Source organism: Streptococcus sp. zg-86 (genome assembly GCF_017639855.1).
Lineage (GTDB): Bacteria > Bacillota > Bacilli > Lactobacillales > Streptococcaceae > Streptococcus > Streptococcus zhangguiae.
Map to the genome: position 1 here is coordinate 1,529,707 of NZ_CP072115.1, position 19,528 is coordinate 1,549,234.

Annotated in this window: 21 protein-coding genes; 1 reads left to right on the top strand and 20 read right to left on the bottom strand. The window is 41.1% G+C overall.

Features of this window, described 5'->3' with window-relative positions:
* Positions 1-3: 3 nt before the first annotated feature.
* From J5M87_RS07240 to J5M87_RS07320, 17 genes are all read right to left on the bottom strand, one after another.
* A complete protein-coding gene (locus J5M87_RS07240) occupies positions 4-546 on the bottom strand; it encodes a tRNA (cytidine(34)-2'-O)-methyltransferase (protein WP_154608514.1) in 543 nt (180 codons plus the stop codon).
* A gap of 247 nt (positions 547-793) precedes the next feature.
* Complete coding sequence (gene yidD / locus J5M87_RS07245; protein WP_154608515.1) at positions 794-1,036, bottom strand: membrane protein insertion efficiency factor YidD; 243 nt, start codon at positions 1,034-1,036, stop codon at positions 794-796.
* A complete protein-coding gene (locus J5M87_RS07250; protein WP_154608516.1) occupies positions 1,033-1,764 on the bottom strand; it encodes a pseudouridine synthase in 732 nt (243 codons plus the stop codon). Before J5M87_RS07250 ends, yidD begins: the two co-directional genes overlap by 4 nt.
* Complete coding sequence (scpB, locus tag J5M87_RS07255; RefSeq protein WP_154608517.1) at positions 1,751-2,326, bottom strand: SMC-Scp complex subunit ScpB; 576 nt, start codon at positions 2,324-2,326, stop codon at positions 1,751-1,753. Before scpB ends, J5M87_RS07250 begins: the two co-directional genes overlap by 14 nt.
* Positions 2,304-3,029 carry a segregation/condensation protein A gene (locus tag J5M87_RS07260; RefSeq protein ID WP_154608518.1) on the bottom strand — a complete coding sequence of 242 codons (726 nt, stop codon included), beginning with the start codon at positions 3,027-3,029 and terminating at the stop codon, positions 2,304-2,306. Before J5M87_RS07260 ends, scpB begins: the two co-directional genes overlap by 23 nt.
* Positions 3,019-3,765, bottom strand: coding sequence for a site-specific tyrosine recombinase XerD (gene xerD / locus J5M87_RS07265; RefSeq protein ID WP_160463253.1), 747 nt, complete (start codon positions 3,763-3,765; stop codon positions 3,019-3,021). The genes J5M87_RS07260 and xerD overlap by 11 nt, the downstream gene beginning before the upstream one ends.
* The gene (cbpB, locus tag J5M87_RS07270) at positions 3,762-4,211 is read right to left on the bottom strand and encodes a cyclic-di-AMP-binding protein CbpB (protein ID WP_067086286.1); all 450 of its coding nucleotides are present in this window, start codon (positions 4,209-4,211) and stop codon (positions 3,762-3,764) included. The genes xerD and cbpB overlap by 4 nt, the downstream gene beginning before the upstream one ends.
* Positions 4,208-4,738 carry a metallophosphoesterase gene (locus J5M87_RS07275; RefSeq protein WP_154608520.1) on the bottom strand — a complete coding sequence of 177 codons (531 nt, stop codon included), beginning with the start codon at positions 4,736-4,738 and terminating at the stop codon, positions 4,208-4,210. The genes cbpB and J5M87_RS07275 overlap by 4 nt, the downstream gene beginning before the upstream one ends.
* Complete coding sequence (locus J5M87_RS07280; protein ID WP_154608521.1) at positions 4,708-5,697, bottom strand: nucleoside-triphosphate diphosphatase; 990 nt, start codon at positions 5,695-5,697, stop codon at positions 4,708-4,710. The genes J5M87_RS07275 and J5M87_RS07280 overlap by 31 nt, the downstream gene beginning before the upstream one ends.
* A 42-nt stretch (positions 5,698-5,739) precedes the next feature.
* Positions 5,740-6,120, bottom strand: coding sequence for a hypothetical protein (locus J5M87_RS07285; RefSeq protein WP_154608522.1), 381 nt, complete (start codon positions 6,118-6,120; stop codon positions 5,740-5,742).
* Positions 6,117-6,911, bottom strand: coding sequence for a glutamate racemase (gene racE / locus J5M87_RS07290; protein ID WP_154608523.1), 795 nt, complete (start codon positions 6,909-6,911; stop codon positions 6,117-6,119). Before racE ends, J5M87_RS07285 begins: the two co-directional genes overlap by 4 nt.
* Positions 6,912-7,141: 230 nt before the next feature.
* Positions 7,142-7,378 carry a YneF family protein gene (locus tag J5M87_RS07295; RefSeq protein WP_154608524.1) on the bottom strand — a complete coding sequence of 79 codons (237 nt, stop codon included), beginning with the start codon at positions 7,376-7,378 and terminating at the stop codon, positions 7,142-7,144.
* A gap of 270 nt (positions 7,379-7,648) precedes the next feature.
* Entirely contained in the window at positions 7,649-7,912 is a 264-nt protein-coding gene (locus tag J5M87_RS07300) for a hypothetical protein (RefSeq protein WP_154608525.1), read from the bottom strand.
* A 177-nt stretch (positions 7,913-8,089) separates the two neighbouring features.
* Entirely contained in the window at positions 8,090-9,337 is a 1,248-nt protein-coding gene (locus tag J5M87_RS07305) for a diaminopimelate decarboxylase (protein ID WP_154608526.1), read from the bottom strand.
* Positions 9,338-9,983: 646 nt separating this feature from the next.
* Complete coding sequence (locus J5M87_RS07310; protein ID WP_154608527.1) at positions 9,984-11,021, bottom strand: winged helix-turn-helix transcriptional regulator; 1,038 nt, start codon at positions 11,019-11,021, stop codon at positions 9,984-9,986.
* 9 nt (positions 11,022-11,030) lie between these two features.
* On the bottom strand, positions 11,031-11,624 hold the full coding sequence (locus J5M87_RS07315) for a hypothetical protein (RefSeq protein WP_154608528.1): 594 nt from the start codon (positions 11,622-11,624) through the stop codon (positions 11,031-11,033).
* Between the two features lie 102 nt (positions 11,625-11,726).
* Positions 11,727-13,316 (bottom strand): ABC transporter ATP-binding protein, encoded by a 1,590-nt coding sequence (locus J5M87_RS07320; RefSeq protein ID WP_154608529.1) that lies wholly within the window; start codon positions 13,314-13,316, stop codon positions 11,727-11,729.
* Positions 13,317-13,501: 185 nt separating this feature from the next.
* Between J5M87_RS07320 and J5M87_RS07325 the strand changes: the two genes are divergently transcribed.
* Positions 13,502-14,986, top strand: coding sequence for a DUF1846 domain-containing protein (locus J5M87_RS07325; RefSeq protein ID WP_160463252.1), 1,485 nt, complete (start codon positions 13,502-13,504; stop codon positions 14,984-14,986).
* 427 nt (positions 14,987-15,413) lie between these two features.
* Here the strand turns inward: J5M87_RS07325 and J5M87_RS07330 are convergent, their stop codons facing one another.
* Genes J5M87_RS07330 through J5M87_RS07340 form a run of 3 tightly spaced genes read right to left on the bottom strand, consistent with a single transcriptional unit; the run spans position 15,414 to position 19,209 of the window.
* Entirely contained in the window at positions 15,414-17,072 is a 1,659-nt protein-coding gene (locus J5M87_RS07330) for an ABC transporter permease (protein ID WP_154608530.1), read from the bottom strand.
* A gap of 1 nt (position 17,073) precedes the next feature.
* Positions 17,074-18,153 (bottom strand): ABC transporter ATP-binding protein, encoded by a 1,080-nt coding sequence (locus J5M87_RS07335; protein WP_154608531.1) that lies wholly within the window; start codon positions 18,151-18,153, stop codon positions 17,074-17,076.
* Between the two features lie 12 nt (positions 18,154-18,165).
* Positions 18,166-19,209, bottom strand: coding sequence for an ABC transporter substrate-binding protein (locus tag J5M87_RS07340; RefSeq protein WP_154608532.1), 1,044 nt, complete (start codon positions 19,207-19,209; stop codon positions 18,166-18,168).
* Between the last annotated feature and the right edge of the window lie 319 nt (positions 19,210-19,528).

Below are 19,528 nucleotides of genomic sequence, written 5' to 3' on the forward strand. Positions count from 1 at the left end.
ACCCTATTTCAGCTTGTCTGCCTCATATTGGTGGACCAAGTCTAAGCCTGCGAATGCCTGTTGGCGTAAGGCCTCATAGATAATCATACAGACAGTATTTGACACATTCAAACTACGGACATGCTCATCATTCATGGGAATACGAAGCGCTTTTTCAGGGTGTTTTCTCATAAAGTCTTCTGGCAAACCCTTGTCCTCACGACCAAAAATAAAATAATGGTCAGCATGATCGTTATAGATCTCATCGGAATAGATTTTTTCAGCAAACTTAGAAATCAAATGCACCTTGCCATTTCCTAGCTGCCCCATAAACTCTTCCAAACTATCATAAAATCGGACATCTAGTTTATCCCAGTAGTCCAAACCAGCTCGCTTCATTTTCCGGTCATCAATCGGAAAGCCCATTGGCTTGATAATGTGTAAGGGACTGTTGGTCGCTGCACAGGTTCTGGCAATATTCCCCGTATTTTGCGGAATTTGTGGTTCAAACAGGACCACATGATTGCGTGGGTGCACTTCTTGGTAAGATAATTCTTCAATATTCATCAATTTTCCTCGTACTCTTTTAGGTCCTTATCAGCATCTCATTGCAAAAAAATAGCCACACTGCTCGGAGTCAGGCTCAGCAAACAGCATGGTGAATGATGATTTCATTCACTTAAATCACAACAGGTTTGATTTAAATCAATGAAAATCTTGTTCTTATTATAACGCAAGCAAGGAGAGCCGTCAAGCGATATGATTGAAAATCCTTGATTTTTTCACTTGTTTCTCATTACTTTCATGATACAGCCTATTCATCGGTCTGCTGACGTTTTAAGCTAAAAGTATCTGGTACCGGATCCCTACCTCCTTCAACAAAAGGATGACACCGCAAAATACGTGCTATTCCCATTATCAACCCTTTAATTCCATGCTTTTGGAGTGCCTCAATCATATAGCTAGAGCAGGTTGGTTGATAGCGACAACTGGGTGGAAACAAGGGCGAGATAAATCGTTGATAGAAGCGCACCAAGCCAATCAAGATGTGAATCATGATTTCTGCTTCTTCGTCACAGCCAGAGTATGGAGTTTGCTGACATCTTTCTTATTCAATTTACGGGATTCTCCTGGACGAAGACCAGTTAAATCAAGGTTCCCAAAGCGAGTTCGAGAAAGTTTATCTACCTGCAAACCAACTGCCTCAAACATTTTCTTGACTTGGTGATTGCGCCCTTCATGAATGGTCAATTCAACGACTGATCGATTTTTAACCGGATCTACTTTCAAAATCGTGTAAACAGCCGGTTTGGTTTTCTTACCGTCAATCACAACACCACGAGTCAAGGGACGTAGGACTTCTTTATTGGCAATTCCTTTGACACGCGCTACATAGACCTTGTCAATCTCATTCCGAGGGTGAATCATTTCGTCTGTGAAATCACCATCATTGGTCAAAATCAACACGCCAGATGTATCCCAATCTAAGCGACCAACAGGGTAAATCCGCTCTGATACATGTGGCAACAAATCAATAACTGTCTTTCTCCCCTTGTCATCTGACACGCTGGAAATCACACCACGCGGTTTATTAAGGAGATAATAAACTTTTTCTTCATTATAAATCGGTTGTCCTTCTACTTCGACCTTATCGCCAGATTTAATCGTGGTTCCAAGCTCACGCACTACTTGACCGTTGACCGTCACCAAGCCTTGCTTGATCAACTCTTCTGCCTTTCTACGACTAGCTACACCAGCGTGTGCAATGTATTTATTGATTCTCATCTTCTTTTATCTCTTTTCTTTCTACGAACAATTCGCTTTCTTCATCGACCAAAACAAGCTCTGACACATCAGGCAATTCATCCAAATGGTTAATCCCCATGTAATCAAGGAAATAATCGGTTGTAATGTATAGGTTCGGACGACCCAGCACTTCCTTTTTCCCATTCTCCCGAATCAAGTCAAAAGCCTGCAACTTACTAATAGCTCCGCTCGAATTGACACCACGAATATCATCGACTTCAATCCTCGTAATCGGCTGTTTATAGGCAATAATCGATAGGGTTTCAAGTAAGGCTCGTGACATGGACTGATTGATTGGCGTTTTAGCATAAATCCGCAACAGCTCTGCATAGTCTTTTTTAGTCACTAATTTATAGCGATTGGAAGATTCTAATATCGCCAATCCTGACTGAGTGTCGCTTTGGTATTTCTCCCTTAATTTTTCAATTTGCTGTATCACAGCAGACGGCTGCAAATCAAGCATTTCTGCTATATTTCGTACCGTTAAGCCTTCTTCTCCTGCTACAAATAAAAGGACTTCAATCTCGGCTAATCGACTCATCTTCACTCCTTATCACGTAAATCTCTCCAAAATTTTCGGTTTGCTCCATGGTAATTTCCTTACTTTTCACCATTTCTAGCGTGGCCAAAAAGAGCGTAATGACTTGATTCATGTCACGACTCTCAACAAATAATTGCTGCAGTGCCACACGCTTTTCCCTTTGAAGATAGCTCCGAACCTGCTCCATCATGTCTTCGATTTTATATTCATCACGAGCAATGGTTGTGTGACTTGTCCGCAGTTCTTCCTGCTTTTCTGCCATCACCTTAGAAAAAGCGAGAAAAATATCAATCACCGACTTATCCTGGGCCAATGTAACATCATCATAGACCAATTCCAATTTTGGTTTGGAGAAATAATGGGCACGTTCCTCATGTTGTTCCTTTAATTTCTCACTGAGTGCCTTAAAGGTCCGATATTCTTCCAATTGCGATAGCAATTCTTGCTCAGGATCCTCGACAATTTCTTCTTGCTCGACCATTTTGGGTAAGAGTCTACGGCTCTTTATGAGCATGAGTTGACTAGCCATCACCATATATTCCCCAGCAATTTCCAGGCGCATAGCCTGCAAGGTTGCAATATAGGCAAGATATTGCTCAATAACTTCGGTAATGGGAACCTCATAAATATCCATCTGGTACTTGGACACCAAGTGAAGGAGCAAATCGAGGGGGCCTTCAAAATCTTTTAGTTTAATATCCATGTTTGTATTTTTCTAGACTGACTGTTGTTTTCAAACCCAAGTGTTTGGCAACAGCAGCCACATCCTTTCCAGCCTCCAACTGACCAAGAATAAACTGTTCCCGCAGTTTCTGAGCCGTCCATTCTGACTTCCCTTGTTCTTCTAAAAATTCTGATAAGCGGTTAAAAAACCATTGACGAGAATAACTGGCACCTTTTTTATCAAACAAGTAATTTCCTTCACCCTCCTCCACATACGGAAGTAGCGCATTAGGTAGGGGCAGAATCCGCTTTTGACCAGCCTTCACAATCGTCAACACCTGAAAGGAAACATCTATATCTGCTCGTTTAATGGTTGCTAACTCACTGGGAAGCAAGCCCAAACAGGCAATCAAGAGGGCAATCCGCTGACCTTCTTTATACTGACTATCTACCCATAAAAAAGACAAATCTTCTAAACTAGCCGTTGCGGAACGCTGTCGCAGTTGTTGACTTGCTTTCACCTTGTAAAAGCGGTCAATCTGCTCATTTTCATATAAATAATACAAAAATTGATTCACCGCTGACAGTTTGCGCTTTTGTGCCGTTGGTTTTAGACTTTGTAAAAATCCTTGATACAACGCTAGTGTCGTCGGACTAATGCCTCCTTGACAATAGGTATGAAATTGCTGCAAATCATAGAGATAGGCGGTTTTTGAGTTGTCCGATAGCTGTTTCGTCGCTAAAAAGGACTGAATATAGTCTGTCATCTCCCTCATCCTTTTGACTGAAATGTAAAGTTATGCAAGAGGGCATTTACTGCCTTTAAAATCGACTTGCGGGTGATGATTCCCAAGAATTTCTGATCTTCTCCCACAACTGGTAAAAAGGCTTGATCAATCAATTTTCGCATGACTTCTTCCAAGTGATAATGGGCACCAACCGTTGCAACATCTCGTTTCACAATTAAAGCAATATCCATCTCCAACTCTTCATCCGTCAATTCATTTTCCGTCTGGTATGTGACAATTTCGCGCAAGCCAATCGTCCCAACAAAGCGATTTTCCTCTGTCACAACTGGCACACGAGAATAGGTCATATGGCTGAGCAAGAGCTTTGCATGGTTCACATTGTGCGTATCAATAATCACAGCTAGTTTATTAGCTGGCGTCAAAAACGTTTCTTCCTGTGCAAGGAGAAAGGTTTCAAATTCACGTGTAATCATCTTGGAATATCCTTTGTTAATGGCGCATAGACTTGGTGGTTGCGATTGCAATACTCAATATGAATATGATCCTCAAAAATCGTTAAAATTGCATAAAGACATTCGTTAATCATACCACGAGGTTGACGAATGGAACCTGGGTTGACAAAGAGGGTCTTGCCACGAACGGTCGCATCTGGAACATGCAAATGGCCATACAAACAAATATCCGCACCTACTTCTTCTGCCCAGTAATCCAGACGCATCCAAGTAAAGTTAATCCCATACAAATGACCATGGGTTTGGGCAATCGTCACATCGCCTAATGTGGTCACCAACTGATCTGGATAGGCCCTATCATAGTCACAATTGCCACCCACAACCTGAATCCCGTCCCACAAAGGATCCTTCGCCTCTAGTTCGGAATCCCCATTATGAAAGAGGGCATCTACTTGCCCCATGTACCGTTCTTTTACTTCTTCCACAATCGCACGATCGCCATGCGAATCACTCATCACTACGCATGTATAGTATTTTTCTCTTGCCATACTGGAAATACCTCCAATAATTTTTCCAATGCCTGGGCACGATGAGACTGGGCATTTTTTTCTTCAATGCTCATCTGGGCTGCTGTACGTCCTGTTTCACCTACAAGAAAGAGGGGATCGTAGCCAAAGCCATTTTCTCCTTGCGGAATCGTTGCAATATAACCCTCCCAATCTGCTTCAACAACTAGACTATCTACATCTGGTGCCGCAACAACCAAGGTACAATGGAATTGGGCTGACCGATCTTTGACGTCAAAAACCATAGCTAGCTCATGGAGTAATTTAGCATTGTTTCGCGCATCCGTCGCATCCTGACCTGAAAAACGTGCTGACCAGACCCCCGGTAAACCACCTAGCTTATCAACTTTGAGTCCTGAATCATCAGCCAGTACCATTTTCCCTGTCAAATTGGCAATCGTTTCTGCTTTTAAGCGTGCATTTTCTTCAAACGTCGTCCCTGTTTCTGCCACATCTGGAAGGTCTGGATAGGCATTCAGATTTTCTACCTTGTACCCCAATTTTTCAAAGAATTGACGAAATTCAGCCGTCTTCCCCTCATTTTTGGTCGCAATTAAAATCGTATCACCAAAAGCCGTCGATATATCTGCCTGACCGAAAAAGCTATCTGAAGAAATGCCTTCTTGTGGTAGATGAATATCTATAATCTGCTGGCCTTCCATAACAAGAATAGCTCCCTTGTGTTGCACAACAGACAAGTTGCGCCCATATTTTTCCTGAATCATCTGAATAAGGAATTTTAAAAAAGAAAAGCTAGATGTCATCTTCACTACATGAACCTGTAAGCCTTCTACAGACAATTGCTCCATTAGCTGATAAAACCGTGTCCGCACAGTATCAAACTTCTCATTGTCACCAAAAACAGTTAGGTAGGTAAAGCCATCCCATGTGCCAACATACCAATCATTGGCATCCTTGTATTCGTATATTTTTTCTGTCATCGTTTCTAAACTCCACTTCTTTCCAGTCGAAAGTACTATCTGTTACGATTTACGCCAAAAGTCTTCTAACTCTATTCCTCCCTTAGGCAGATGAATATAGAGCAAACGGCCTTCTTCTATTACTAAGACTGCACCTTGGTGTTCGACTACTTCAAGATTGCGCTCGGTATTGTCGTTGATGATGTTGATGATAAAGCTAACCAACCGAAGAATCGAAGAATACCGAATGACCAGAATATCGTATCCTCCAGCATTCCAAGCCTCTTCTGAGAAGGGATCTGCATCTCCATCTACAACAGAGGAGAACCCTGGCAGCACATCATGAATACGCAAATCACCCATACCAGCTATAAGATTGTGTCCCTGCCAATTCCCGACATACCAATCTTGGTCGTCCTTGTATTCGTAAATCCTTTCTGTCATAGGGTAACATGCTCCACTTGTATATCTTTTCCAAGCCAGTTCTCTGCAATTTCCCGAAAGGCAGCTGGACTAGCTGTTGTATAAAAGAAATGCTGCGGCTGATTCCCTGTCCGACTATGATTGATTTCAAAATAATTGAGTAAGACAGAGATATCCCGTGCACACTCTGCTCCGCTATCAATCAAGGTCACATCCTGTCCCAAAACATTTTGGATAATCGGACGAAGCAAGGGATAGTGGGTACAGCCTAAGACAACTGTATCAACACTTCCCTTGAGGGAACGCAAGGTCTCATACACCACTTTCTTTGCTAAACTTGACTGATAATTATTTGATTCTACCAAGGGAACAAATTTTGGGCAGGCCAGACTCGTAACTTCCGTATCAGGTGATAAAGCCTGAATTTTTTCCCGATAGATATCCGATTGAATCGTCATAGCCGTGCCTAAGACACCAATCTTTCCTGACTTTGAAGCCTTGATAGCTGATGACGCCCCCGGTAAAATCACACCGAGAACAGGAATGTCTAGCTTGGCCTTGACTTCTTCCCAAGCAACTGCAGTTGCTGTATTACAGGCAAAGACAATCATCTTGACATTTTTCGTTACTAAAAACTGAACCAATTCCCAGGTATATTCCCTAATTTGCTCAGCTGGACGTGGCCCATAAGGAGCTCTTGCCGAATCACCGATATAGACAATTTCTTCATGTGGAAGCTGACGCATCAACTCACGCACAACCGTCAAACCACCTACACCGGAATCTAAAAATCCAATTGGTCGATTATCCATACTTTTTCCTTATTGAGTGTGATTATTCCTCTTCTTTTAAAGATAACCCTCTACTGTCTTTTAGCCTCTTCCAGCACCCAAGCCTTCTATTTTTGCTATATGTAAGGCTTAAATCCTACTGTAGAGGTTACTACTCTATAAAAAGAGAAGCACACACTAACTAAAAAGGGGAGAGTGAGGACAGTCGATGTTTCCGACATTTCGACTGGTGTCCCACTTCCCCCACTTGATTATTTTTTCTTTGTTGCAACTTTTTGTTGACTCTTGATTTGGCGAAGCACTTGTTGTACTTTTGCTTCACTTGGTTTTTGACCCATTTGGCTCATCATCGCGCGAAGAGCATTTTCATCCAAGATTGGCTTATCTGCGATATAATTTTCAACCTGTTTGCGTGAAAGGTAGATTCCCAAAGCAACACCACCAGCAAAAGCTACGATGATCAATACAATTGCAAGACCTAAATTCATGTCTATCTCCTATTTTCTAAATTACAAATTCAATTCTCCCTATTATACCAAATTTACGGGGAATTTCCAAGATTTATCTTAAAAGTTCTTCACGACTACAAGAGAACAAAAAGACCTGATGTGTTTTTAGAACTACTCACCCCGCAACATGCCACTATCAACTATATAGGTGAAGGTTGTTGCTGTCTCAAAGTTTCCTTCCGTTCCTTTTATCTCCGTTTGCCCATCCTGTCGCAATACATAAATGCTATCATTCTCTCTATAAGCCAATCACTTTTCAGACAAGGGCTGACCATCTTCTACCAATTGGACGACGGACGCACTAAGATAAGGACCATAATGGGTATTGGTTTTCATATTCACTGCATAAATACTGTCTTCTTTGACAAAGACAAATAAAGAAGTCTGGGTATTTTCATATTCTTCAATCTTGTCCACAACAACTGTCCCTGATGAATCTTTCAGCGTATAGGTCTCCCCTTCTTTCTCCAAGTGATAGCCATTCAAATAGGTATCACCGACGATTTTTGCCAAGCTTTCTGAAACCTGTTTACGCTGTGTTGTTTGCTGTTCTTCAATAAACGGTCAAGGCCACACTCTTTCTGTTTCTTTTCCCGCTTGACTTATCGCTGATAATAATAGGCACCACGACCTATTAGAGCAATCAAGGAAACACCCATAGCCAATTCTTCTTTTTCATTTTATACCTCTTTACTTCTCAAAATCAAAGCCGTATAAGGTCGCAAAATAATCTTTCGGTTTTTCTGCTCGGCGAATCATTCTAGCCTGTCCATCTTCCTGTAGCAGAATTTCTGCCGAACGCAGGCGACCATTGTAATTATATCCCATAGAAAAACCATGCGCACCTGCATCATGAATAATCAAGGTATCTCCGACCTCTGCCTGAGCCAATTCCCGCTGAACAGCAAATTTATCATTGTTTTCACACAAGGATCCAACCACATCCACAATTTCAACTGGAGCATCTGGACGGCTGATATTGGTAATATGATGATAGGCTCCATAGAAGGCTGGCCGCATGAGATTGGCTGCTGACGCATCAACACCAACATAAGTACGATAGGTTTTTTTGCGGTGAAGAACCTTGGTGACCAAATGACCATGTGGTGCTAGCATAAAGCGACCTAGCTCTGTATAAATTTTCACCTCACCCATACCAGCAGGTATCAAAACCTCTTCGTAGACCTTACGCACTCCTTCCCCAATCACTGCAATATCATTGGCTTCTTGTTCCGGACGGTAATTGACGCCGATTCCACCAGACAGGTTGATAAAGTCAAGGGTTACACCTGTCTGCTCACGGATTTCAATCGCCAGTTCAAATAATTGTCTCGCTAAGGTTGGATAGTACTCATTCGTCACCGTATTGGAAGCTAGAAAGGCATGAAGACCAAATTCCTTGACTCCAAGTTCCTTCAACTCCCGATAGCCTTGCAGCAATTGCTCCTTGGTCATGCCAAATTTGGATTCTTCTGGATGATCCATGATGTCTGTTCCCAATGAAAATACCCCACCAGGATTGTACCGGAGGCAAACCACTTCTGGAATACCTGCGACCTCTTTCAAAAAATCAATATGTTCATAGGCATCCAAGTTGATAATGGCACCGACTTCTTGCGCATAGATAAATTCTGAACCTTGAGTGTCATTTGATGTGAACATGATGTCCTCAAAGCCGAGCTTTTCACTCATCATTACTTCCACATCTGTCGCACAATCCACTCCACAGCCTTCTTCTTGCAAGATTTTTAAAATAGCAGGTGTCGGAGTCGCCTTGACGGCAAAATATTCCTTAAATCCCTTGTTCCAAGCAAAGGCAGCATTCAAGGCACGCGCTTTTTCACGGATTCCCTTCTCATCATAGAGATGAAAAGGAGTTGGAAATACTGCTGTAATCTCTTCTAGCGCTTCTTTACTGATAAACGGTACTTTTGTCATTCCTCTACCTCGTCAAATTTTTTACTATTATACCATACTTTGGCAACCAATAGGAAAGGAAAACCCCAGTCAACACCTAGGCAATCTTCTCTTGTAACTAGATTGAATGTTTTTACCGTGAGAAAACTTGCTAATACTCATTGAAATTCAAAAATAATCAACTTATCCACCATTTATAACCGTAAAAAATAGAAATTGGTTGCGTTGACAAAGGTAGGATAGCGATTGTGGCAGGTTGGAAATAAGGCTAGCAAAGAATAGTTTGCTAGCCTCTTTAAATAGAATGATCAGTTTTGATACTTTTTGCCCAGCCTCATAACATAAATTTTGAAATCGTAGACTCAACATTTAGCAATGAAACTCCGAAGGCTTCAACAGTCCAGTGGCCTGTTGAAGCTTTAAAATAAAGATGATGACATCATCCAACATTGCCTCTGCACTATAGTGGATCGAGAAAGGAATAGGACAAAGCAAGGTGCTACAGATAGAACTGGCGTTCATCAAAGCGACTTAACGATGTCCTAACCTTTATTCAATTCACTATATCTAATAAAGTAGCGAAAAAGGCTAATATTGATAGGAATAGAGTATAAGCTCTACCAACCATAGAAAAAATGAGAAGCTAGACAAAACTAACTTCGCCTTTTTACAAATCAAAATCTTCTTCTAGCTTCGCAATCATTTCCCGCAACAAGCCCTTATTGGCATCAAACTTGACCGTCTTGTCAGCCGTGTTAAAGAGCAAGAGCTTGGCATTGATGAGTTTTTGGGTGTGAAAGGACACTGCCGCTCCTGTAATGCTCAACTGCTCCGCAATGTCCTTACTCTTAGCATGCGGTTTGGTCAATGCCACCATAACCTTGTAGCGCGTTTCATCACTCATCACCTTTAAGGTCGTCGCCAGCACATCCTCATCAATAGCCTGCTTGATAAGAAGCAATTTATCGATATCCACCGATGCACACAAGATGATGGGGTAAGTATGATAGTGATGATTGCAGATATAGGAAAAATGCATCAACCACGGGCTTAGGACAAAAAACGGTAAGCTATCATAGCCTAAATCTTCGACACCACTTGTTTTATACAAACCATCTTCACCATAGATTTCCTCGTAGGAAAAGACCATCGCAAATGCCTCTCTCTGCTGCTGAAACGACTCATAATAAGGGCGATACAAGGACGCTACTTCTGCCACCAAAGCTAATTGCTCACGGACTGTCTCCAAGGGCTTACGAATCGCCTGAAACCATTTCCACTTGTCCTCAGCCTTCAAATCAGTCTGCTCTAACATCTCCAGCAAATCTGCCTCTGGATTGTTCTCCCCTCGATTAATCGCTATCAAGGCAAAGCGAATCGCCCGCTCCACCGTTTCTTGGGAAGCAGTAGCTAGTAAGTGGCAGGTTTCTTCCAATGTTGCCGGATCCTTTCCTGCTTCTAACAATTCAAAATACAGATAATGGAGAAAACTAAAATTGGCCCCAAACAAGTAAACGGATAAGCGCTCACTCATACTCTCAAAGACCGATTGCAGTTGTTGCTCCACCAACAGCGCCTCTTTTAAAATCTCTTTTTCCTTCTGGCTTCGTTCCTCGGATTCCCCTATCTGATCCTTTTGGACATAGAAAGGAGCCATTAAAAATTCTACAATTTCACTACGATGTTTGCTATACAGTAATTCCATACCACTATCCTATTCTTCTACCACAGATGCTACATTTCTTATAGTATAGACCAAAAGCAGTAGAGAAAGCAAGAGAAAGACAAGGGAAGGACTTCCTGCAGAGCAGATTACAATTAAAATAGCTATGACTCCACGCATCACCACCATGCCTAATTGAACAAAGGTAGAAATTCCTGCTGCGCTAATCGTCGCTAATTGCTCTTCAGGCAAAGCACGATAGATAAGGGCATTGAGTTTGGGGTTTATAACACCTGCAAGGACTGCTGGCGTAAACATGCAGGCAAAAACACCATAGACAGAGCGCAAATAAAAGCTCAAAAAGAGAAGGACAGAAACATAGACTACCCACTTAGTCACCTGTGCAATAGACATCTCCTTAAACAAACTTGTGGTCAATAGAGTCCCTAAGATAGAGCCGACTAGATAGGCAATCGTTGTTGCTGAATTTACAATCACAAAACTTGGCGTTTCCTTGATCAATAACACCATCAAAGGAGTCAAGGCGACAAAAAGAGCATTTAAAGCAGTAAAGACTAAAATCACCGCTTTTAAAATCGGAATGCTTTGGATTGATTGATAAGAAGCTATTCGACTATTTTTCATATTTAGAATGAGATTTCCTGTTTGCTCTTTCTTGTCTTCTTGTTTTGTGGTGAGTATGCTCCAGTAAGTGGTCAGAAATTCTCAGTTACCTGCATCTCTTCATCAAGAAAGCGTGATGATGCTGGTAAAGTACGGCTGTAAATCCTCCTGCAAATGGTGTGAAATCATCACCACTGTACGATCTGGATCCCTCAGCAAGGCTTCCTCAATCATGCGTGCCGTTGGCGCATCAACAGCTGATGTCGCTTCATCCAGTAAGACAATCGGTAACTTTCGTATCAAGATTCGTGCAAGAGCAATCCGCTGTTTTTCACCACCAGAAAATTGTCCTCCCAATTCGCCAACACTTTCCTCTAGTTGATTAGGCAAAGCCCTAACTAACCTTTCTAGTCCTACCTGTCTTAACACCGACCAAATCTCCTCATCTGTAAAAATGTCTCCCAAGCAAATATTGAATCGAACGCTATCTGTAAAGAGAAAGACCTCTTGCGTCATATAGCCAATCTGTCGAGAAAAGTTCACATCTTTTTTCGGAGCATAAGGCTGGTCGTTAATCCGAATCTCTCCTTCTTCACAAGTCAAACGTCCCAACAATAATTTGAGAATCGTCGATTTCCCACTACCACTTTTTCCAACCAAGGCGTACTTGCCACCGATATTGAAGCGAAGAGTTAAGCCTTCAAAAATCTGCTTATCTCCGTAGGAATGCCCCACTTGAGAAAAGGAGATGCTGTCTACAGGAGACGGGAACTCCTCCTCGTCCAAATCTGCCACCGTCATCAATCCATGTAACTGCGCATCAGTCCCCCGCAACTTGGCGTATACATCCGTCAGATTGCCTGACGATTCTAAAAAAATGCTCAAGATAGTCGGCGCTGATACAATAGCTCCAAGGTGAATCGTTCCTCGACTAATCAGAATAATCGTGAGAGCAAAGATTAGCATTTCAAACAAACGTTGCACACTTTGGTAGCTCAATAGAGCAAAAGACATCAGCCGCGCAATCTCGTACTCCTGTGCTTCCTTTTGTAGCTGACGTTCATAAATTTTTTGTGGCAATAAATAGAGTTGCTTCACATTTCTCAGCACATCATAGCCAGCTATGTATTCTTTCAAACGACTGGTAAACTGTCCATTTAGCAAGGACAAGTTTGTATAGCCTTGGCTGATTTTCTTCCCAAATCGACCACCTACAAAAACTAAAATAAGAGTTGAAAAAAGAGCAAAAAGAGCTAACCAACCACTAATCAAAGCTAGAAAGAAGAAGGAAATCACAGACAAGACTAGAGAACGACTAAAGGACAACAAGGGATTCAAAAGATAGGTGGCCACAACCTCAAGAGTGTAGGTGTAGTTGGTCAAGTGTTCTCCTTCTTCAAGGGCATGAAACTGCTGATAGCTCATCCTCTCGATATTCCTACTGATACACCTACCTAAGTACAACTTCCAAGATTTGACAATCTGTGCATTGAGAATTCGAAGATAGCTGTTGAAACACTCGACCAAGACCAAAAGTAGAATCAGAAAACCAATCTGATACCAAACTCCCGTAGACCTCTCCAACATCATATCTAAAACCGTCATTCTGCCATAGACAGTATAAAGACTCCCAACAGCTATCACCAAGGTGAGCAAGATAGAAAGGCTGACCTTGCGCCACTCTTTTTTACAAAGTACCATAATATCGTTCATTTTTGTTTCTCACTTTATTTTTGTTAAACAATTGTTTAATAAAATTTTACTCTTATTTCCTGAAAAGTCAATATTGTATTTAATAAAAATTAAACATTTGTTTAAAAATATATTTTTACCAAAATAACGGTAAATCGTTTTCTTTTTGAAAACTTTTTATTATAATCTTAAAAGAGGTGAAAAATGTGAAAAAAATTGCTTTTGATTCAACAAAATACTTACAACTACAACGTGACCATATTTTAGAGCGTATCCAGCAGTTTGACGGAAAATTGTATATGGAATTCGGCGGAAAAATGCTAGAAGATTTCCATGCTGCCCGTGTGCTTCCTGGTTATGAGCCTGACAATAAAATTAAGCTCCTTCAAGAATTAAAAGAGCAAGTTGAGATTGTCATTGCCATTAACGCAAGTAACATTGAACATTCTAAGGCCCGTGGTGATTTAGGCATTTCCTACGACCAAGAAGTGCTACGCTTAATTGATACCTTTAATGACTTGGGAATCTATGTCGGCTCTGTCGTTATTACCCAGTACACCAATCAGCCAGCTGCTGACGCTTTCCGTCATCAATTAGAAAAAAATGGTATCCAGTCCTATCTCCACTATCCAATCAAGGGATATCCATCTGATATTGACTACATTATTTCACCAGAAGGTATGGGGAAAAATGACTATATCGAAACGAGTCGCAATCTGATTGTGGTGACTGCACCTGGGCCTGGTTCTGGAAAGCTCGCAACTTGTATCTCGCAACTCTACCATGACCAATTGCACGGTATCAAGGCAGGCTATGCCAAATTTGAAACCTTCCCTGTCTGGAATTTACCGCTTCATCATCCTGTCAATCTGGCCTATGAAGCAGCAACTGCTGACCTAGATGACCTCAATATGATTGACCCCTTCCATTTGCAAACCTACGGCAAAACAGCAGTCAACTACAACCGTGACATCGAAGTCTTCCCTGTTCTTAATCGGACCTTTGAACGTATTTTAGCCAAATCACCATACGCTTCCCCAACCGATATGGGTGTCAATATGGTGGGCTACTCGATTGTCGATGAAGAGGCAGCCATTGCCGCATCAAAAGAAGAAATCATCCGCCGCTACTATCAAACCTTGGTAGACTTCAAGGCTGAACGAGTTCCAGCATCTGCTGTGAAAAAAATTGAACTCTTGATGAACGAAGTGGGTGTTTCACCGAGCGACCGCAAGGTAACTATTGCAGCGCGTGCCAAAGCAGAAGCAACTGGTCAGCCAGCCCTTGCAATTGAACTACCTAATGGTGAGATTGTCACAGGTAAAACCTCTGACCTCTTTGGTCCATCTGCGGCTGTTATCATCAATGCCATTAAAAATTTAGCTAATATTGACAAGGCAACACATTTGATTGAACCAGAGTATGTCAAACCAATTCAAAACCTCAAAATCAATCATCTAGGCAACCGCAATCCACGTCTGCACTCTAGTGAACTACTGATTGCCCTTGCCATTACTGCTATGAACAAGCCAGAAGCAGATCTTGCCATGAAACAATTAGGCAATTTAAGCGGTAGCGAATGCCACTCTACCGTAACGCTTCCAGAAGAAGACCGCAATGTCCTCCGCAAACTCGGTATTAATGTCACCTTTGACCCCAACTACCAACACAATAAGTTTTATCATAAATGAAACAACAACCCCTGATGTCACTTACTATCAGGGGTTTTATACTGAAAGAAATGCAACCACTGAACAAGAAGCAAGCCTTTCTCACCTTGCCCCCTGCTAGTGCCCATTCTCTTAGTTTCTTACTAAAAAGAGCAACTGGGAATAACAGAACATTTTATACTCTATTTAATATCAACAGTAGCATGTTACGATACGTTATTAGATTGTTCAGACGCAAGCAACCACCTTCGGCTTACTGTATTTCCAATCTGACATCATCACTATCCTAACTTTGTCAACGCAATCAATTTAGATTTCTGAAGGTTATAAATGGTGGATAAATTGGTTCGGTTGAAATCTCAATGGGTATGAATCAGTATTAGTCAGCATAAACGATAAAAATAGGCTCAAGCAAGTACTGTACCAAACGCTTGAGTCTACTTCTTTTTTATAATGTAATGCTATTATTTTTTGAAATTTTCATGAAGGTGAGCAAGGAAGCCACCGTGATGAGGGTGAGAATCGTTGATAATGCGGCTGCCACACCATAATTTCCACGTAGAACCTCTGTATAAATAGCTACTGTCATGGTCCGTGTCCGAACATTATAGAGCAAAATAGAGGTCGACAATTCAGAAATCATCGTTACCCAAGAAAGGATCGCACCTGAAATAATACCTGACAACATCATTGGCGTCGTGATTTTGACAAATGTATTCAAGCGACTACTTCCTAGACTTTCTGCTGCTTCTTCAATACTTGGTGCAATCTGTTGCAAACTAGCAACAGAGGAGCGAATGGTATATGGTAGACGACGAACAGATAGGGAAACAATTAGGATAAAGGCTGTCCCTGTAATCATCAAGATTCCGCTGCCAAACAAACCTGTATTAAAGGAAGAAATAAAGGCAATCCCCATAACCGTTCCCGGTACAATGTAAGGAACCATACTCAAACTGTCAATCAAATTGGTAAAGACATTGCGTTTCCGCACGGCCAAATACGAGATAAAGGTTGCAAAAATCACAACGAGTACCAAGGCAATCAGCGGAATACGGATCGTATTGAAGATTGCTGATCCCATACGATTAAAGGCTGTTTTGTAACTATTGAGTGAGTAGCCTTTGACAAAGACCATTCCTGATGTCTTTAAGAATGAAGTATAGATAAGGTACAACTGCGGTAAAACAGCTAAGAAGATAATCCCATAGACCGTTGTATAAATCGCAACAGTTTTTCCTCCAGTTGTTTTCTTCGGTTGAATCGGATGTAGCGAGTTCATACTAAAACTAAAGCGATTAGCGATGTATTTTTGGACTAAAAAGATGACCAAAGCAATGATAATTGCCATTATCGCTAAGGCAGAGGCAAATGCTGAATTACCACCAACTTCGCTGATAAATTCTGTATAAATGAGAACTGGAAATGTTCGATACCCTTCCCCAATCAACATTGGAGTTCCGAAGTCAGAGAAAGCCCTCATAAAGACAAGCAATGCTGCTGCAAGTAGGGTGGGCACTAAAAGTGGTAAGACCACCTTAAATATCCGTTGTAAACCAACTGACCCCATACTTTCTGCTGCTTCTAAAACAGAGTTATCAATACTCTTCATCGTTCCTGCCACATATAAGAAGACAAGTGGGAACAATTGCAAGGTAAAGACCAACACAATTCCTTTAAAGCCATAAATATCAATTGCTGGCAAATGAAAGGCTGTCGTTAAAAACTTGGTAATGACACCATTACGTCCTAAGAGCAAAATCCATGAATAAGCTCCTACAAATGGCGCTGACATTGAAGCGATGATGACCAAAATCTGCAGGAATTTCTTTCCCTTAAATTCATACATGGAGAACAGATAGGCCAAAACAGTTCCTACAATCAACGATGTACAGGTAGCTGTTAAAGAAACCTTAAAACTATTCACCAAGGTATCTGAATAATAAGATTTTTCAAAAAAGGAAGCGAAATGATGAAATGAAAATTTACCATCCGCAATCACAGCCTGTTTTAAAATCGTCACAATTGGATAGACCAGAAAGACGAGATAGGTAATGAAAATAAGAAAAGATGAACTTGTCCAAATGGTCACTTTTTTCCGTTCCATACTATTCTCCTTTCATCAAGTTATGAGAACCGTCTGCTGTAAAGACATTTAGTTTCTGAACATTGATTCTCAACGTAACGCTATCCCCTTTGACTAAATCTTCTTCAAATGTTGACTCTTCGCTAACTTGAATCTTAGAAGCAAAATCGGTTTGAATAAAATACTCTGTATTCATGCCGAGATAGACACTATCTGTAATCTGACCACGAATATCTCCTAATTCATCTCTCAAGAATTCTTCTGGACGAATGCTGACACGAACTGCCTGATTTTCCACACCATCTAAAGATGGAATGCGAAGCGTATAGCCACCATTAAAGACGAGATAGGCCTCTCCATTGCGTGTTTCCAATTGTGCATCAATGATATTGGTCCGACCGATAAAGGTAGCTACAAATTCATTTGCTGGACGATGATACAATTCTTTTGGACGACCAATCTGCTGAATCACACCATCTTTCATAACCGCAATTTGGTCTGAAATAGCCATTGCCTCTTCTTGGTCATGGGTAACATAAACAGTCGTAATTCCTACTTCATGCTGGATTTCACGAATAGCTTGACGCATATCCAAACGCAATTTCGCATCTAAGTTACTCAAGGGCTCATCCATGAGTAGAACACTAGGATTAACAGCTAAGGCTCTTGCTAAGGCTACCCGTTGTTGCTGACCACCACTCAATTTATCTGGCTTACGATCAGCATACTGGTCAATCTGCATCAATTCCAAATATTTTTGGGTCTCACGTTCTAATTCTTCTTTGGACACTTTCTTTTGCTTCAAACCAAATGCCACATTATCTCGAACAGATAGATGAGGGAAAATCGCATAATTTTGGAAAACCATCCCAATATTGCGTTTACTTGGTTCCATATTGTTGATTTTCACATCGCCAAAATAGAACTCGCCCCCTTCAATACTATTGAAACCAGCAATCATTCGCAAAAGCGTGGTCTTTCCGCAACCAGAAGGTCCTAGAAGAGTAAATAAACTCCCTTTTGGAATCGTTACATTTAAATTTTCAATAACGGGTACATCATGATAGACTTTCTTAGCATTGATAATCCTAATCTCACTCATTGTTTTCCTCCATTATTTTCCTGACTGAATGTCTGTAAAGATTTCGCTATATTTCTTCACAATATCTGCCTTATTTTTAATGACATAGTCATAATCTTCAGTCTTGGTATTGATTTCTTTAATTGGTTTCATATTTTCACTTGTCTTAGCATCTTTGCGTACAGGACGGTTTGTTGTTGTTGTTCCTAAGGTATCTTGTACTTCTTGAGAGACAAGGAAGTCAATGAATTTCTTGGCATTTTCCATGTTTTTAGCATTTTTGACAATCGCTGCGCTTGCTGGTAAGAAGACAGTTCCTTCTTTTGGATAAACGACTTGGATATTTGCTCCATCATTCAGCAATTTCACAGCTGGATCTTCATAGGATAGACCAACCGCCATTTCCCCATCTGCAACTGATTTATAGACACCTGAAGAGCTAGAACCAATTTTACCATCAATCAGAGTAAAGATGTCTTTTACATAGCTCCAAGCCTTTTCATCACTATAGCCACCTTCTGCTACCAACATATTGGTCAACTGTGCAAAGGCACTTGATGAATTGGCAGGGTCTGCTGTTGCAATCTTTCCTTTCAACTCAGGCTTCAACAAATCGTTATACCCTTCAATTTTCATCCCTTTTGTCAAATCAGGATTCACAATCAAGACACTACCATCTAGTGTATATGGTGTAGAGTATCCTGTTGTATTACGATATTCTTCGATTACTTGATCATTATCTGCTGCAGTATATGGCTCAAATAGTTCACCATGTGTCGCATACTGTGTATAGGATCCTCCGAAGATAATATCAGCTACTGGTGCTTCTTTTTCAGACTCTAATTTTTTAAAGAGTTCTCCTGTTCCAGCCTGAATCAATTCAACCTTGACACCATATTTTTCTTCAAATGCTGGAATCGTTGCGTTGATTAAGCCTTCTGAGTTTGGCGAATAAACAACAAGCGCGTCGCTTTTTCCGCCTTCTTCTGAAGCGCTATTGTTTGAACAAGCTGCAAGGGTTAGTGCACCTACTGCTGCAAGGCTACCTGCCATATATTTGATCCATTTCTTTTTCATGATGGATACCTCCTTTTTTAATCAATTATAGTATAAAATTTTGAAAGCGTTTTTCATACCACCTTTTCTCTCCAAAATAGGGGAAAATTATCTACATTGTGAGAAAACAATCAAGCTGTTCGATGAGATGATAAAATGAGCTGAGACAAACCAGACAATCCTCGCTTTTTGATTTCCAAGCTCAGGTACCAATCGTCACTCCCCTGACTATTGATATGCGCTAAATTGTTCAATCTACAAAAGTAATGAGGGCAGGGACTTTTTATACGTAATCTTCAAGACTACATTCTTTTGTTGGTGAGCGCGACGCTCTCATCAC